Source organism: Oribacterium sp. (genome assembly GCF_057249185.1).
Window position 1 is genome coordinate 1 of record NZ_DBHIGR010000031.1, and the last position, 16,337, is coordinate 16,337.

Annotated in this window: 14 protein-coding genes and 1 pseudogene; 12 read left to right on the forward strand and 3 right to left on the reverse strand. The window is 45.4% G+C overall.

Features of this window, described 5'->3' with window-relative positions; translation table 11 throughout:
* Nucleotides 1-688 precede the first annotated feature (688 nt).
* From ACO4PX_RS03130 to ACO4PX_RS03165, 8 genes and pseudogenes are all read left to right on the forward strand, one after another.
* The gene (locus ACO4PX_RS03130) at nt 689-2,218 is read left to right on the forward strand and encodes an ABC transporter ATP-binding protein (RefSeq protein WP_485571380.1); all 1,530 of its coding nucleotides are present in this window, start codon (nt 689-691) and stop codon (nt 2,216-2,218) included.
* Nucleotides 2,215-5,934 carry a glycosyltransferase gene (locus ACO4PX_RS03135; RefSeq protein WP_485571382.1) on the forward strand — a complete coding sequence of 1,240 codons (3,720 nt, stop codon included), beginning with the start codon at nt 2,215-2,217 and terminating at the stop codon, nt 5,932-5,934. Before ACO4PX_RS03130 ends, ACO4PX_RS03135 begins: the two co-directional genes overlap by 4 nt.
* A gap of 152 nt (nt 5,935-6,086) precedes the next feature.
* Nucleotides 6,087-6,809: a nucleotidyltransferase family protein gene (locus ACO4PX_RS03140; RefSeq protein WP_485571384.1), complete on the forward strand. Its 723-nt coding sequence runs from the start codon at nt 6,087-6,089 to the stop codon at nt 6,807-6,809.
* Complete coding sequence (locus tag ACO4PX_RS03145; RefSeq protein ID WP_485571386.1) at nt 6,799-7,485, forward strand: D-glycero-alpha-D-manno-heptose-1,7-bisphosphate 7-phosphatase; 687 nt, start codon at nt 6,799-6,801, stop codon at nt 7,483-7,485. The genes ACO4PX_RS03140 and ACO4PX_RS03145 overlap by 11 nt, the downstream gene beginning before the upstream one ends.
* 77 nt (nt 7,486-7,562) lie before the next feature.
* Nucleotides 7,563-7,862, forward strand: coding sequence for a HigA family addiction module antitoxin (locus ACO4PX_RS03150; protein ID WP_485571388.1), 300 nt, complete (start codon nt 7,563-7,565; stop codon nt 7,860-7,862).
* 450 nt (nt 7,863-8,312) lie between these two features.
* Complete coding sequence (locus tag ACO4PX_RS03155; protein ID WP_485571389.1) at nt 8,313-8,522, forward strand: hypothetical protein; 210 nt, start codon at nt 8,313-8,315, stop codon at nt 8,520-8,522.
* 119 nt (nt 8,523-8,641) lie between these two features.
* The gene (locus ACO4PX_RS03160) at nt 8,642-9,940 is read left to right on the forward strand and encodes an ATP-binding protein (protein WP_485571390.1); all 1,299 of its coding nucleotides are present in this window, start codon (nt 8,642-8,644) and stop codon (nt 9,938-9,940) included.
* A gap of 229 nt (nt 9,941-10,169) precedes the next feature.
* Nucleotides 10,170-10,313 (forward strand): annotated as a pseudogene (locus tag ACO4PX_RS03165) (TnpV protein); the annotation flags it as partial.
* Between the two features lie 57 nt (nt 10,314-10,370).
* On the opposite strand, the gene ACO4PX_RS03170 reads toward ACO4PX_RS03165, so the two are convergent.
* The 3 genes from ACO4PX_RS03170 to ACO4PX_RS03180 form a co-directional block, all read right to left on the reverse strand.
* The gene (locus ACO4PX_RS03170; RefSeq protein ID WP_485571392.1) at nt 10,371-11,399 is read right to left on the reverse strand and encodes a virulence RhuM family protein; all 1,029 of its coding nucleotides are present in this window, start codon (nt 11,397-11,399) and stop codon (nt 10,371-10,373) included.
* 121 nt (nt 11,400-11,520) lie between these two features.
* Nucleotides 11,521-11,667 (reverse strand): hypothetical protein, encoded by a 147-nt coding sequence (locus ACO4PX_RS03175; RefSeq protein ID WP_485571393.1) that lies wholly within the window; start codon nt 11,665-11,667, stop codon nt 11,521-11,523.
* Nucleotides 11,668-11,798: 131 nt separating this feature from the next.
* The gene (locus ACO4PX_RS03180) at nt 11,799-12,473 is read right to left on the reverse strand and encodes a D-sedoheptulose-7-phosphate isomerase (RefSeq protein ID WP_485571395.1); all 675 of its coding nucleotides are present in this window, start codon (nt 12,471-12,473) and stop codon (nt 11,799-11,801) included.
* Nucleotides 12,474-12,859: 386 nt separating this feature from the next.
* On the opposite strand from ACO4PX_RS03180, the gene ACO4PX_RS03185 reads away from it, so the two are divergent.
* The 4 genes from ACO4PX_RS03185 to ACO4PX_RS03200 form a co-directional block, all read left to right on the forward strand.
* On the forward strand, nt 12,860-13,948 hold the full coding sequence (locus tag ACO4PX_RS03185; protein WP_485571397.1) for a metal ABC transporter solute-binding protein, Zn/Mn family: 1,089 nt from the start codon (nt 12,860-12,862) through the stop codon (nt 13,946-13,948).
* Nucleotides 13,949-13,960: 12 nt separating this feature from the next.
* Nucleotides 13,961-14,749 carry a metal ABC transporter ATP-binding protein gene (locus ACO4PX_RS03190; RefSeq protein ID WP_485571399.1) on the forward strand — a complete coding sequence of 263 codons (789 nt, stop codon included), beginning with the start codon at nt 13,961-13,963 and terminating at the stop codon, nt 14,747-14,749.
* A gap of 100 nt (nt 14,750-14,849) precedes the next feature.
* On the forward strand, nt 14,850-15,722 hold the full coding sequence (locus tag ACO4PX_RS03195) for a metal ABC transporter permease (protein ID WP_485571401.1): 873 nt from the start codon (nt 14,850-14,852) through the stop codon (nt 15,720-15,722).
* Between the two features lie 64 nt (nt 15,723-15,786).
* The coding region (locus tag ACO4PX_RS03200; RefSeq protein ID WP_485571402.1) for a metal ABC transporter permease at nt 15,787-16,337 on the forward strand (551 nt) is incomplete at its 3' end.

Here is a 16,337-nt window from a genome sequence, read left to right on the forward strand (position 1 = left end):
AGCTAGGGTATTCCTATTTGGATTTGATTCAAGATGAATTGGAAGAAGATATAGAAACATTTCGTCAAATTAAAGAAAAATGCAAAAAACTATAGAAAATTTATAGAGATAGGAGTGATGATATTGAACAAAAAAGATTTAACTATCATAAGTGATAAAGAGTATATACAAATGCTTGAAAAAATTTTATGAAATGTATTCCCCATTAAATCGTCCACAGCTTGTGGACGATTTACGAATATTACAAAGCAGTGGAAATTTTGATAAGATTTTTAGTATCCCTTGGGGGTATCAAAGATATATTACAAATAATTTGCCTGCTTTACAAAGCGATTTGGCCAATGAAATGACAAGAATTGCTAATAATTCCTTGACAGATTTAACAGTGATGTAAATGTGGTTTATAGAGAAAAGATTCTGATTTTATGTTATACTTTTCGTTCAGAGTACTGCCTTTCTAAGGATGGGCAGGAGGATTTTCCAATGCGCTAAGGAAGAGCGAAGCGGAAAGAACGGCGAGGGACAGACCGGGCCGAAAAACAGAGTGAAACAACAGAGTGAAACAACAGAGTTAGAATAAGCTGAATAATCAGAACAAAAATCAGAACAAAGTGAAATTAGAAACATTAGAGCAAAATCAGAACAAAGCAAAACCAGAAACATAAAGCAATAGATTTTAAGGGGGACTATGGAAGAAGCAGAGAAAATCATTTCGGTGGATCAGGTAAGCAAGGTCTATCGTTTATACGATAAGCCCATAGACCGGCTACTGGAAAGCATTAGCCTTCGGAAAAAATCTTACCATAAGGATTTCTATGCCCTGAGAGATATTTCCTTTTCCGTGGGAAGAGGAGAGGCAGTGGGGATTATCGGCACCAACGGCTCCGGCAAGTCCACCATGCTGAAGATTATTACCGGGGTACTCAGTGCCACCACGGGAAAGGTGGAAAGCCGGGGAAGTATCTGCGCTCTTTTGGAGCTGGGCGCCGGCTTTAACCAGGACTATACCGGCATTGAAAATATCTATATGAACGGCACCATGATGGGCTTTAGTAAGGCAGAGATGGATGAGAAGCTCCCTGCCATTTTGGAGTTTGCGGATATCGGAGACTTCGTTTACCAGCCGGTAAAGTCTTATTCCAGCGGTATGTTTGTCCGTCTGGCCTTCGCCCTGTATATTTCCATTGATCCGGAGGTTTTGATTGTGGACGAGGCATTGTCCGTGGGAGATGTGTTCTTTCAGGCCAAATGCTATCACCGCATGGATGAATTAAAGCGGAAGGGGACCACCATTTTGATGGTAACCCATGACTTAGGCTCGGTAATGAAGTACTGCGACAGGGTGGTGCTTTTCCACAAGGGAGAAAAGGTTGGGGAAGGCCTTCCCGGGCAAATGGTGGACAAGTACAAGAAGATTTTGGCGGGAAAAGATCCCCATGCCGAGCAGTTTATGGAGGAACAAAACTTCCTTGGAAACGTGGATGACCGGCGTGGCGGAACAGCCAAAGCCGGAAATATCGAAAGCGGTGGAGCTAGTGACAAAACCGGTAAAGCCGGAGCTGACGGGACAAAAGGCACAGCCGGTTCCACCGAAACAGGCGAGAATACCGATAACAAGCGTGGCGATTCCGGTAGCGATTCCGGCAGAATTTCCACGGGAAATGCCGGCGAAGCCGGAGAGCATGCCGAATCCACATCCTCCAAAGCCGGCCAATCTTCCCCAAAACCTACAGGCTTTATGAAAGACCATTTGACCTTAAACCCTTCCAGCCAACAGTACGGAAACGGCAAGGCGGAGATTCTGGACTTCGGCGTACTGGATAAGGACGGGCGCCCCGGCAATGTGCTGTTAAAGGGCGAGGAGTTTTCCATCAAAGAACGGATTGTCTTCCATGACAATATCACTGCCCCCATTTTCACCTTCACCATTAAGGACAAGCGGGGCATGGACTTAAGCGGCACCAATACCCTTTTTGAAGGCAAGGAAATCCCGGCGGTAAAAAAGGGAGATGAGTACTACTGCACCTTTACCCAGCGGATGAACCTGCAAGGGGGAGAGTACCTTCTCTCCATCTCCTGCACCGGCTTTGAAGAGGGGGAGCACACGGTTTATGACAGAAAATACGACATTACCAGTATTACCGTTTTATCCAATAAAAACACCGTAGGAATTTACGATATGGAGTCGGAAGTGACTCTGGAAAGGCATGAGGCATGAGTTTTTCGAAGCTGCAATCCAACTTAATCGAATGGATTTCGTTTTTCCCCGGAGAAGGGGGGCTGGAGAAGGACAGCAAGGTCCTGCTTCTGGCAGAAAAGGACAGCCAGGAGCTTTTTGAAAAGCTTCTACGAAAAAGAGTGAAAAGCATCAGTCTTCGTTTGGAAGAAGACCGCTTTGACTATATCATTATCCCCCTTTTGACGAAGCGACATCTGATGCTCTTCCAAGGCTCCTTGGAGGAGATGCTTCGTACCTTTTTGGAGAAGTGGCTGCTTCCCGGGGGCGAAGTGATTTTGGGGATGGAAAATGAGAATGCTCTGGAGCGCATTTCCACCGGCTACTACGAGAAAGAGCCGGCTTACCAAAGCTATGATGCTTTGAAAATGCTGGAAGAGGGATTGAAAAAGGACTACCCGAAAGCTCGGGCAAGTCTTTATTTTCCTATGCCTTCCTTAGAGTATCCCATTCACTTTTATACAGAAAAAAGACTTCCCAAGGAGGGAGAGGAGAGCTACGGCTATGTGGCACTGGGAAAGAAAGGGGTTTTCCCCCAATTTGCCCCAAGCTTCCTCTACCGTTTCCGGGGAGATGCTACGGCTATCCTTTCTATGAAGGACGTTCATAGCGAGGAAGTGGAGTATATCAAGTACAATTCCAGCCGAAAGCCGGAGTATGCCTTGAAAACCGAGATTCTTCGGGATAAAGAGGGCAAGCGAAAGGTCTTAAAGGAAGGCATAGGGGCGGAGGCCAATGCCCACATTGATGCTTTACCGAAGAAGCGGAAGCTCCTTAGCGAAAGCTTTGCTCAGCGGAAGATTCAGGTTTTGGAGGAGGAAGGCTTTTGGCGGGCCTATGCCGGTTCCCAGTCCCCTTCCAGCATTTTGTATCCCTTTGTAAAGGGAAAGAGCATCGGAGAAATTCTGGGAGAGCTGATTTCCCAAGGGAAGGCTCCGGTAAAGGAAATCCAGGAAGCCCTGCAGCTTCTTTTGGGAGAGGAAAGCTTCATAAAGCCTGCCAACCTGGATTTACTTTTTGAAAATGTCATCATGGACGGAGAGCAGGCGGTGCTCATTGACTGCGAGTGGGTGAAGGAAGAGGGCGAAGAACGACTTTTCCTCCTGTACCGCATCCTCCATTACTGGTACGAAGAATATAAGGACAAGTTAAAATACAAGGACGAAGAAAGCTTCTTCCGTTTGTTTTCCATCAACAAGCCGGAGCTTCTTTCCTGCGAGCGAAAAGAGGCCATTTTCCAGGAAGAGGTTCATGGAGAGGGACAGGAGGAAAATGTTTGGGCTTACCAGCAAAGTCGCATGAGCCCGGAGAATTTCCAAAAGCAGAAGGAAGAAATTGCCCTTCGGAGAGAGCAGATTCAATATTTGCAGGAAGAGCTGAAGGAAAAAGAGATTTCTGTAAAGAAAGAGCGGGAGGTAAACCGCTTAACCAACGTTCATGTGGGCAATTTGGAAAATGTGATTCGTGCCCATGAGCGGGACATTGCCCAGTTACAGGAGGAGCGAAATTACTTTGAACGGCACCAAAGTCTGCCATCGAAAATCAGAAGACGACTTTCCGCCTCCTTTAACCGCCGTTTTCCAAAGGACAGTAAGAGAAGACTGATTCTTCACTACATGGGACGGAGTTTGCTCCACCCCTTTAAAACCCTGCCTCTATATTTTACGGCAGAGGGAAGAAATCGGATTTCCGGACATTTAAAAATCGGACAGGCCTATTTTGATGGGGGAAAGGTTTGCCTTCCCAAGGTGGACAAGCCTAAGGTCAGTATCGTGATTCCCTGTTATAACCAGATTCACTACACCTACCGCTGTTTACAGTCCATTCTCCGTTTCACAAGTTCTACGGAAACACCATACGAGGTAATTATTGCGGATGATGTGTCCACGGATGCTACTAGAGATTTACGGCTTTTTTCGGAAAATCTGGTGATTGCCCGGAACAAGGAAAATATGGGCTTTTTGAAAAACTGTAACCAGGCAGCCGCTTTAGCCAAGGGAGAATACATTTTCTTCCTGAACAATGATACGGAAGTGACGGAGGGCTGGCTGTCCTCCTTGGTGGAGCTGATGGAAAGACGACCGGATGCGGGAATCGTAGGCTCCAAGCTGGTATACCCGGACGGAAGATTGCAGGAGGCGGGCGGAATTATCTGGTCCGATGCTTCCGGCTGGAACTACGGCAGATTGCAAGACCCGGAGGATCCGGAGTACAACTATGTGAAGGAAGTGGACTACATTTCCGGTGCCGCCATTTTGGTGCGAACAAGTATTTGGAAGGAGCTTGGGGGATTTGACGAGCTCTTTGCCCCCGCCTACTGCGAGGATTCCGACCTGGCCTTTTCTGTTCGGAAAATGGGGAAAAAGGTATTGTACCAGCCAAAGTCCAAGGTCATCCACTATGAAGGCATTTCCAACGGAACGGATGTGGAAGGCACAGGCCTTAAGCGTTATCAGAAGGTCAATCAGGAAAAATTCAAGGAAAAATGGAAGGAAGAGCTGAAGAAGCAGTGCGTCAATATCGGAAGTCCCAACCCCTTCCAGGCCAGAGAACGGGGCATGGGCAAACGCTATGTGCTCTTCGTGGATCACTATGTACCCACCTTTGACAAGGACGCAGGCTCCAAAACCACCTACCAGTACCTGAAAATGCTGGCGGAAAAGGGCGTGCAGATAAAGTTCTTAGGGGACAATTTCCTAAAGGAAGAGACCTACACGGAAGCTTTGGAGCAAATGGGCATCGAAGTCCTCTACGGCAGTAAGATGCAGGGGGGCATTTGGAAGTGGATGGAAGACAATAAGCAGATGATACAGATTGCTTATCTGAACCGCCCCCACATTGCCTCCAAGTACATTGACTATATCAAGGAAAATACGGACTGGAAGATTATTTTCTACGGTCATGACCTGCATTTTCTCCGTCTGCAAAGGGAGTATGCCCTAAAGCCAAGACCGGAGCTTTTAGAGGAAATCGCCTACTTTAAGAGCATGGAGCTTTCCGTCTTGCAAAAGGCGGACATCAGCTATTACCCCTCCAACTTAGAGGTGGAGGAAATCCATAAGATTGACGACAGTATTCCGGTAAAGGCCATCACCGCCTATGTGTTCTCCGACTCCGTGCAGGTGGAGAAAATGACGGAGGGCCGGGAAGGAATGCTCTTTGTGGGAGGCTTTGCCCACCCGCCCAATGAGGACGGCGTGCTTTGGTTTGCCAAGGAAATCTTCCCCTTAATGAGAAGACAGCTTCCGAACATTTCCTTCCGCATCGTGGGCAGTAAGCCTACAGAGAAGGTTCTGGCCCTGGGACAGCAGGAGGGCATAGAGGTACTGGGCTTTGTCAGTGATGAAAAGCTTCATAGCCTTTATCAGGAAAGCCGAATGGTGATTGTGCCCCTGCGCTACGGAGCAGGCGTGAAGGGAAAAGTTGTGGAAGCCCTCCATGAAGGAGCAGCCATCCTGACCACTCCCTGCGGTGCGGAAGGCATCCCGGGTATTGAGGAAGTGGTGGCTATCGAGGGAGAAGAAAGAGAATTTGCGAAAACCGGCGCCCTTCTCTACCAAAACATTCCAAAGCTTCGGGAAATGGGACAGAAGTCCTTGGAGTTTGTGGAAAAGGCATTCTCCACAGAGGCGGTATTTGAAGGCATTCGAGAGGACTTCGGTCTCGGAAAAGACGGAGAAGTGCTGGAGTTAAAGTAAGTGAAGGAAAGAAAAGTAATTTCAGTGCCGAAAAGGGATTTTCCGGCACAAGTGCAAGAAGAACAGTAGTGAAAATCAAGCTACCGGTGCAGAGAGTTTTAAAACTCGATAGAATCCTGTGCCGGTGGCAAGGTGGTTTGTAAGGAGGGAAAATGCAGGCAATCTTATTATGTGGAGGAATGGGTACCAGACTTCGTTCCGTGGTGGCGGACCGCCCCAAGCCCATGGCGGATATTTGCGGAAAGCCCTTTTTACAGTATCTTCTGGAAATGCTCCGGGACAAGGGCATTACGGAGGTGATTTTCGCCCTGGGCTATATGGGGGAGATGATTGAAGAGTATTTTCAGGACGGCTCCGGCTTTGGCCTAAAAATTGCCTATTCCTATGAGAAAGAGCCTCTGGGCACCGGGGGCGCCATCCGAAACGCCCTGCCGAAGATTTTGGAGGAAGAGGTACTGGTGCTGAATGCGGACACCTATTTTCCCATGGATTATCAAGGACTTTACCGTTTTCATCAGGAAAATGACGGGGATTTCAGCCTGGCCACCAGAGCCGTAGAGGATATTTCCCGCTACGGCGCAGTGCGAAGAGATGCAGCAGGTCGGATTTTGGCATGGAATGAGAAGTTTGGAGATGGTGGGCAGAAGTCCTTAGCCGGGGAAATCAACGGAGGAATCTATGTGATGAAGAAGAGCCTCATTGCGGAAATCCCCGAAGGAAAGCAGAGCTTAGAGCAGGACTGTATCCCCAAATGGCTTTCCGAAGGAAAGCGGATCTTTGGCCTTCCCTTCCATGGCTATTTTATGGATATCGGCATTCCTGAAGATTACCGACAGTTTATTTCGGACGTGGAGCAAGGAAAACATGGAAGATAAAGCATTGCAAAAAACCGTTTTCCTGGATCGGGACGGCACCATCAATGAGGAAGTGTCTTACCTACATAAGGTAGAGGATTTTCGTTTTCTCCCCCATGTTTTAGAGGGCCTGTCTATCCTGTCAAAAGCCGGCTTTCAGCTGGTGGTAGTCACGAACCAGGCCGGAATCGGAAGAGGCTATTACGGAGAAAAGGATGCGGAGGTACTCCATAGCTATCTTCGGGATGAGCTTAAAAAGAGAGACATTTTTCTAAAAGGCATCTATTACTGCCCCCACCATCCGAAGGGGATAGGGGAGTACCAAAGGGAATGTGATTGCCGAAAGCCAAACCCCGGAATGCTTTATCAGGCGGAGTGGGATTTATTGCAGGGAAATGAAGCAGAGTCACCCATTCAAAGCCCCTACCGCTTAAGCCGGGAAGAACGGGAAGCGTTGGAGCAGGAGCACAAGCAAGCAGCAGAAAGAAAAACCTGGCTATCCCGCTCCTATATGATTGGGGATAAAGCCTTGGACTGCGAGGCGGGAGAAAGCTTCGGCGTACAGCCTATTCTTTTGGCTACGGGTTACGGCGCAGAAGAGAAAAGAAAGATAGAAGAGGAGGGAAAGCCCTGTCCTCCTTATTTTGAAAATTTAGAAGAAGCCGCAAGATGGATTGTAGAGAGAGAGGGACTGTAAAAATCAAATATCCATCCAACAAAATCTGCCAGCTCTCGGGCTGACAGATTTTGCTTTACCACTAAAAAGGAGAAGTTATGGAATTAAATTATATTGAGCCACCCAGCATTGGTGAAATCCTTCGAGAAGAATTTATGGAGCCGATGGAGCTAAGCGCATATAGCATTGCACAAGCAATTCATGTTCCTGTTTCCAGAATTCAAGATATTCTGCATAATAGAAGAAAAATCACGATTGATACATTCCTCCGACTGGCGAAGTTATTTGGTGTATCGGATGAATATTTCATCAATATGCAGAATGACATCGATATTCGAATGCAGAAAAGAAAGCTTGATCTCGAACTACAGCAAATAAAAACAATACAATATGCATAATGGTACTATAAAAGAGAATTGTAGCAAGAATGCAGCAGGTTCAGATTACCCTTCTTTAGGATTTATATTGATACAACATAATTTTTATATGTACAGCTTCTTTTATTACGAGAGAGTATCGCAAGTTTGCGATACTCTCTCGTTTTTTTTTTCAAACCGACATTCAAACCGACATTCAAACCGACATTTTGATGTCGCTTATTAGCCTCGATTGATTCATAGTTCCGCCAGAAAGTTAAATTTTTTTGGCATATAGACGATTCATTTTACAAAACTATGTAAATACACATTTTTATAAAATGAAGATAAGAAGAAAAAATCTTTTATAGTTTTTTTTCTTGGAAATATTACACTTTTTACATAGAATGTAAATAAGCATATTGTGAGAGTGAAGGGAAAAATCTTTTGTTAAGAATAAGATAACTGCATAACTGAGATTAAGGAGAACCTATGGCGACTGGAAGTATAACAAAAAATTTTGTGGTATCAGGTAAAGAGCAGGTCGAAAAATTTGCTAATGCTATAGAAGAATCATACCAGGAGTCTTTGACAAGAAAAAAGGACTCTTCTTTACGTATTACACATCTTCGGGATGCAGCTGAAGTGAAGAAATTTTTAGAACAAAGGAGTAAAAAAAATAAAGCAATGAAGAGATTTTAGGCAATATAGGTCTGAAAGAGAGTTTATCCTAGTCTTGTTCTTCCCATTTTTTGCATTTATAATAGAGAAATATTTTACAAAACTGTGTATTTACACGAAAATATAAAATGGAGAAGCTTATGGAAGTGCAAAGACCGAGATATTTAAAGCGTTTAATCGATAAAAAGGACAATGGAAGGGTAAAAATCATCACCGGTATTCGGCGATGCGGAAAGTCATACCTTCTGTTTACGCTGTATAAAAAATATTTGTTTAGCATTGGGATCAAAGAGGAGCAAATCATTACCATAGCTTTGGATGAGCTTCGTAATATGCAGTATAGAAATCCTCTCACGCTGGATTCCTATCTTCGAGAGCGCATGAAGCAAGAGCAAAACTATTATGTCTTTATTGATGAGATTCAATTTATGGAGGAAGTAGAAAATCCATATCTGAAAAATAGTGAAAACAAGATTAGCTTTGTGGATCTGGTTTTGGGTCTTATAAAGCTCCCCAATGCGGATATTTACATTACTGGCAGCAATTCAAAGATGCTGTCCTCTGATGTTCTGACTCAGTTTCGGGACAGAGGGGATGAAATTCGAGTATATCCCTTTTCCTTTGCAGAGTTTTCCTCCTGCTATGAGGGAAATCCCAGACTGGCTTTCGAAGAATATTGTCTATATGGAGGGATGCCTACCGTCCTTAGCAGGAAAACGCCGGAAGAAAAAAGCGAATATCTGAAAAATCTCTTTCAGAATACCTATATTAAAGATGTGATGGAGAGGAACCGTATTGGCAAAGAAGCCTTTATCCTGGAAGATTTACTGGATATTGTTTCCTCTTCCATTGGCTCCCTTACCAATCCGAGAAAGCTGGAAAATACCTTTCAATCGGAAAAAAATATCAAAATCTCTCAGCTAACCATCAGCACTTATTTGGATTATTTTATTGATGCCTTTTTGATGGAAAAAGCCAGAAGATTTGATGTGAAAGGAAAAAAATACATTTCTTCACCCTACAAATATTATTTTTCCGACACCGGCCTCAGAAATGCCAGACTGAATTTTAGACAAAACGAAATGACGCACATTATGGAAAATGTCATTTACAACGAACTCCGTATGCGTGGCTTAAATGTGGACGTGGGCGTAGTGGAGCAAAACTATAAAAATGAAGAGGGCAAAAGAGCACGGAAAAATCTGGAAATTGATTTTATAGTGAATCGAGGAAGCAATAAATATTATATTCAGTCAGCCTTACATGTAGACAGCCCGGAGAAAAGAGCACAGGAAACAGCCTCCTTAAAGCAGTCCGGAGATTTCTTTAAAAAAATCGTTATTGTAAAAGACTATATTCTTCCGAAGTATGATGAAGACGGAATTCTATATTTGGGAGTTGAACAGTTTTTACTGGAGGAAGAGGCTATAGATTTATAGCCCCTTTCTCCCTCCTTACACTAAAAGAAATACTTCTCCAACATCAAACACAAAGTATGATAAATCGGCAGATGCAAACTCCACTGATGCAAACTCCAAACTCAAGCTTTGGGTGACCACCAGTTTCTTAGAAGATATGGCGGAGGTACTGGGAGGAGACAGCGTGGAAATCAGCTGTATCATTCCATGAGGGGAGGATCCCCACTTTTGGTTCAATCAAGACCTTTACACCCAGGCAGTGTCCGCTATGGCAAAGCAAGAGGGCGTAACCGAAGCGCTCAAAGTGGCTGACCAAATGGAATGGATGCGCCGTATCAATTCCATTTGCAACCGCGCGGAAGAAATTATCTTAACCGAACTTGTATATGCTTAATGGAAAATACCCGTTATCGGCTTATAATGGCTGATAGCGGGCATTCTTTCTCTCTCGTCAGTTGTTTTTTGCTTCGGTACTGGCTACAAGCCGGTCAAAATCGCTTTGATACAATCGGTCTTGAATGATCCGATATTGCTCAAATTCGCTCTCTGCAAAGGCTTTGGCGATTGCGGCTGTGACTTTACCCTTGTTTTGCAAGACTTCCGCATCGTTGAATTGCAGGAACGCATCCAGTTTGGAAGCCCAATCTGCCATTGTCATGGGGATATGCCGTCTGGCTTGCCTTGTAGCGTAGTCCAGATACATCGTGACAATCTCGTTAAGTTCCTGTATTTCACCTTTAGATAAGTAATTTTTTGCAATCGATACATCTGCTTTGACAATTTTTCCATCGGGTGCATTACGCCATGAGGTCAATCCCATATGTTCTTTTGTGTGATCTGCCCTTGCTACAATGACCTCTGCTGCGGTATTTCCGTGAACGGCATAGTGCATCTTATTTTGTACTGTCGCAAAGAAATCTTTCGTAATTTTGCTATCAAGGGAATAATCAACGGCAGTAGCATAGATGTCTGTAATTTTTTGATAGAAACGGCGCTCACTGGCTCGAATCTCTTGTATTTCAGAAATTAAGTGGTCAAAATAATCCTCATCGAAGATTTGACCGTTAATCAATCTGCTTTTATCCAAAACATATCCTTGCTTTGTAAAGGTATACAACACTTTTGTTGCCCATAGCCTGAACTGAGTGGCTCTGTCAGAGTTAACTCGGTATCCAACAGCAATTATGGCTGATAGAGAATAGAACTTGTATTGATAAGTTTTTCCGTTATCCGCAACTTGTGCAAAATTTGCACAAGTTGAATCCTCGGACAATTCGCCGCTTTCATAAATGTTTTTCAAATGTTTCGTGATAACGCTTCTATCTACATCGAAAAGCTGACCGATTGCTTTTTGTGTCAACCATACATCGTGATTCTGCACACGGACTTCAATGCCATCCTCATGAGCATCTTTTGTAAATACAAGAAAATCCACGGTACTGTTCCGAATTTGTAATTTTGTATTCTTGTTCTCAGCCATTATGTATCACCATCCAATCGTAGCGTTCCGCATATTCTCGTTGAAAACTCATATTGATTGCCATCGGCTTACCAGTCTTACTCATTCCCATGCGCCCGATATTGATAGCGTCCAAAACGATCTACTGATACTCGGTCAGCGGGTCATAAATGCTTGGCTGTGCCATTTCTGTGGGAGTCAGGTACAAAATACCGTCCTCCGCTTTCTTCCATTCATATTCACTATACCGCACCCAAGTGGAACTGGTGCGTTCAAACAGGTTTTTCATTGTCAAATCCTCCACTCTATATTGTAACCTAAATAATCGAAAAATATATTAGCATTATGCTATTTCTTTTTTGTGCCGATTCCATGCTTATACTGCATCTAAGCGTCTCCCATCAATGAATACAGTCCCTTTTACACTGCAAAGAAATACTTCTCCAGCATCAGGCAAAGACTATGATAAATCGGCAGATGCAGCTCCTGAATCTGATACGTCTCATTAGACGGCGCAATCAAAGAAAGGTCTGCAATCGCTCTGCCCTTTCCCCCGTCCTTTCCTGTCAGCAAAATGCTGGGGATGCCCATAGCCTTGGCAAGCTTTAAGGCATAGGAAACATTTTTGGCATTTCCGGAGGTGCTGATACAAAAGAGCAGATCCTCCGGCTTTCCGTAACCAAGGAGACACTGGGCATAAAACAGCGTTTCGTCCTGGTCATTGCTAAAGGCAGTATGCAGGGCGGTTTGACTACTAAAGGAAATGGCAGGCAGTCCCTGCTCCAAATGCTTTTCGAAGTAAGAGGCTTCCTCTTCTCCGAAGAGCTTTTTTACATTGGACAGAAGTTCAGGCGCCAAAGGGCGCTTACTGCAAAAGGCCTTCATCAGCTCGCCTACGATATGATCCGTATCTGCGGAGCTGCCGCCGTTACCGCATAACAAAAGCTTGCCCCCCTTAGCATAGCTATCCCGCATCATGGTAAAAGCCTGCCAGATATTCTCTTCGATTCCGGAAAGCACCGGGTAACGCCGAACCAGGAGAGTCAATTCTTCCCTCGCCATTTCCTCTTTTCTGTCCTTTATTTCTATAGCCATTGCCCATTCCTCCTTTGAACTTCGGTATTTCTTTTACGGAAAATGTATTTTTCTTCTTTTAACTTCTATCAATCCCCATTGTAGCGTATTTTTCATTTCCAGTCTTTTCTTCTTTCTGATTTTTTGCCTATTTTTTGGAAAAATAAGAAAAAGGAGCAAAAGTGAAAAAGAAGTTCTTGCAATCTTGTATACAAAGTAATAGAATCACTTGTAAGGATAACCTTACAAAAAGAATAAAGCTTCTCAAATGGTGTAAGAAAAATATAGAACTTGATAAATGGTACTGATTTTAGCATTCGAGAAGTAGTCATGAAGAAGAAACCATCAAGAAACCATCAAGAAACAGCAATACGAAAACGAAAAATCAAAGGAAAGGAAAAACAACAATGAACAAGAAAGTCTCCTACGGAAAGCTCATATTCCAACGACTCCTAGGCTTGGTTCTGGTGACCGCTCTCTCCGCAGGTTGTGGTGCAGCCATGGAAAGCCAATCCGGAAGTCCATCCAAAAACCAATCCGCCAATAAAGCGGAAGATTATTCTACAGACGCAAACTCCCCGGAAGCAAAGTCTCCTGATGCAAACTCGACAGACGAAAAATCCAAAGACGCAAGCTCCACCGGCGCAAAGGATAAGCTCAAGCTCTGCGTCACCACCAGCTTCTTAGAAGATATGGCGGAGGTGCTGGGAGGAGACAGCGTAGAAATCAGCTGCATTATCCCAAGAGGAGAGGATCCCCACACCTATGAGGCGAAGCCCGAGGACTTAAAGAAGATGCAGGACGCAGAACTGCTTTTCTACCACGGCTTACATTTTGAGGGGAAAATGCAGGATGCCCTGAAGGCACAGGGGGGCGTCATGGTTTCCAAGGATTTCCCGGAGGATAAGATCATTCAGGCCTTCCAAGGAGAAGATGTGCCGGATCCCCATTTTTGGTTTGACCAAGACCTGTATGCACAGGCAGTCTCCACCATGGCGGCTACTTTGGAAGAAAAACTACCTGAAGAAAAGAAAGCTATCGAAGAACGGAAAGAAGCCTATCAGAAGGAGCTGGAAGAGCTGAAAGCATATACCAAGAAAAGACTTGAGGAAATTCCCAAGGAAAGTCGAGTATTGCTTACCCCCCACGATGCCTTCCAGTATTTTTCCAGAGCCTACGGTATCGAAGTAAAAGCGCCCCAGGGCGTCAGTACCGATGGCGAAGTGTCTGCCTATGACATGGCGGAAACCGCGCAATTTATCGTAGACCACAAGATTAAGGCCATTTTCACGGAATCTACTACCGATCCCCAGCGCATGAAGAAGCTCCAGGAATCCTGCAAGGAAAAGGGCTTTTCCGTAGAGGTGGTGGAAGGAGAAAAGGAAGGAGAGGGCGGACTCTTTAGCGACTCCCTGGGACTCCGAGGAGAGGCGGGAGACACATACCTCACCATGGTGCGCTACAACGTAGACCTGATTGTAGACCACCTGAAATAGAAGGAGAAGAGGATGGATGCAGAGAACTTTTCCTTGGCGCAATTCTCCCACGCACAAGCCGGTAGTGAAGCCATGCTTACGAACACGTCTGTGATGCCCTCCGCCATTTCCTGTCAGGGGCTTTCCGTCTCCTACGGGGAAAAGGAAGTGCTGTCCCGACTTTCCGTAGAGATTCCGGAAGGAAGCATGACCGCCATTATCGGACCCAACGGCGCCGGAAAAAGCACTTGGATGAAGGCGGTGCTGGGGCTTCTTCCGAAAAATGCCGGAACCGTCCGCATTTTCGGAGAAGAGGGGAAGAAGGCGAAAAATTACCTTTCCTATATTCCCCAAAGCGCCAAGGTGAATTGGGACTTTCCCATCACTGTGGAAGAGGTGGTAGAGATGGCGTCCTACAAAAAACGAGGCTGGTTTCTTCCTATTAGAAACGAGGATCGGGAGAAAAGAGACAAGGCACTGGAGGAAATGGGCTTAACAGAGCTACGAAAACGGCAGATTAGCCAACTTTCCGGAGGGCAGAAGCAGAAGGTTTTCCTGGCGAGAGCTCTGGCAGAAGAAGCCAAACTCTTCCTGTTAGATGAACCCTTCGCCGCCATTGACCAAAAAAGCGAACGAAGCATCACGGAAAAGCTGAAGGAATTCAAGAAAATGGGAAAGACCATCCTCTGCATCCACCACGATCTGAGCCGTTTGCAGGAGAACTTTGATAATATCCTGTGGATTAAGGCGGGAAGCTACGGCTTCGGAAGAGCTGAAGAGGTATTGAGCCCTGAAAACGTAGAAGCCATTTTTTCATACTAAACCATGTCTGCATAAGAAAATTGCTATTTCTCCATAAGAGGCTTGTTCTATAAATGGGATTTCCCGATACAGCAGGCTTCTCCATAGAAAGCGAAAGCCTATGTTCTTTTTATCCTATGATTTCTTTGTAATCGCCCTCCCCCTGGGGGTGCTGGCCCTCAGCGCTGCCCTCATCGGAGGCATTCTTCTCTATAAAAAGCAAAGCCTGCTGGGAGATGCTCTGGGACACGGCACCTATCCCGGAGTGATTCTGGCCTATATGCTCTTTGCCACCAAGTCCCCTAAGATTCTTGCCCTGGGCGCTGCATTTACAGCCTTTTGTACTCTCCGCATTATCCAAAGCCTCACGAAGGAAGAGCAGGGAATGCGGGGAGAAAGCGCTCTGGCGCTAAGCCTAAGCGGAATGTTCGGACTGGGAATGGTTTTAAAAACTGTAATCACGGGAAATACCCACTTTGCCAAAGCCTCCCAATCCGGCCTGAAAAGCTTTCTTTTCGGCTCCGCAGCCTTCCTGCAAAAGGAAGACTTTGTTCTGATTCTCTTCTGGAGCTTGTTTAGCCTAAGTCTTTTCTTCTTATTTAGAAGGGCATTTTGTCTGTATTGCTTTGATCCGGAATATGGAGAATTTCTGGGGGTGGAGGAGAGGAAAATGCATATCCTGCTTCGGTTTCTTCTGATTCCCCTCCTTGCCCTGGGCATCAAGATGCTGGGGGTGCTTCTGATGGCATCCTTTTTGGTTCTGCCAATGCTTTTTGCCAGAGAACTCTCCGGAAGGCGAAACGTCATTTTCCTGCTGGCGGGACTGCTATCCCTATTCTATTCCCTATTGGGAACAGGCCTAAGCCTAAGCCAAAAAGGCTTTTCCACCGGAGCCGGCATCATCGTACTGATGGGAGGAAGCCTTACGGTACTGCTTTTCCTGAAAGAGCTCCATGCCGGCATCCAAACTTCACGCCATAAAACATTGTCCTGAAACCACTGAAAAGTTTCTTTCTAAAACTACTGAAAAGTTTCTTCCTAGATAAGAAAGGAGTGCCATGCCGGAAATCTGTCTGGTCTTTCTTCTTTGCGCTATAGCTACGGGCATGCTCAGTCCCTATGTCTATTATCGAAATTGCAGTATGTCCATAGATGCCCTGTCCCACACCTCTCTACTAGGCATCGTCCTAAGCTTTAGCCTCATCAAAGACCTGTCCTCCCCCCTTCTGATTCTGGGCACGGGCGTTTTCGCCCTCTTCACCTTTTATTGTATAGAACTGCTACAGGAGAAGCTTCGTTGGAAAAGAGAGGAGAGTCTGGGCTTTCTCTTTCCCCTCTTCTTTGCTCTGGGCATACTCCTATTAAGCCTATACTACCGAAACGTCCATTTGGACACGGACATGGTGCTGATGGGAAATCCTTTCCTGATCCCCTTTCAAAGAAGTCTGGGGATGCCGGTGGCTTTTTGGAAAATGCTGTTCTGCCTGCTCTTAAACACCGCCTTTCTGCTCATCAGCTACCGCCCCATGAAGAAGCTGCTCTTTGAAGGAGAGGAGGCAGGACAAATGTCAAAAAGCCAAAGACGACTCCACTACGCCCTGCTCTTTTG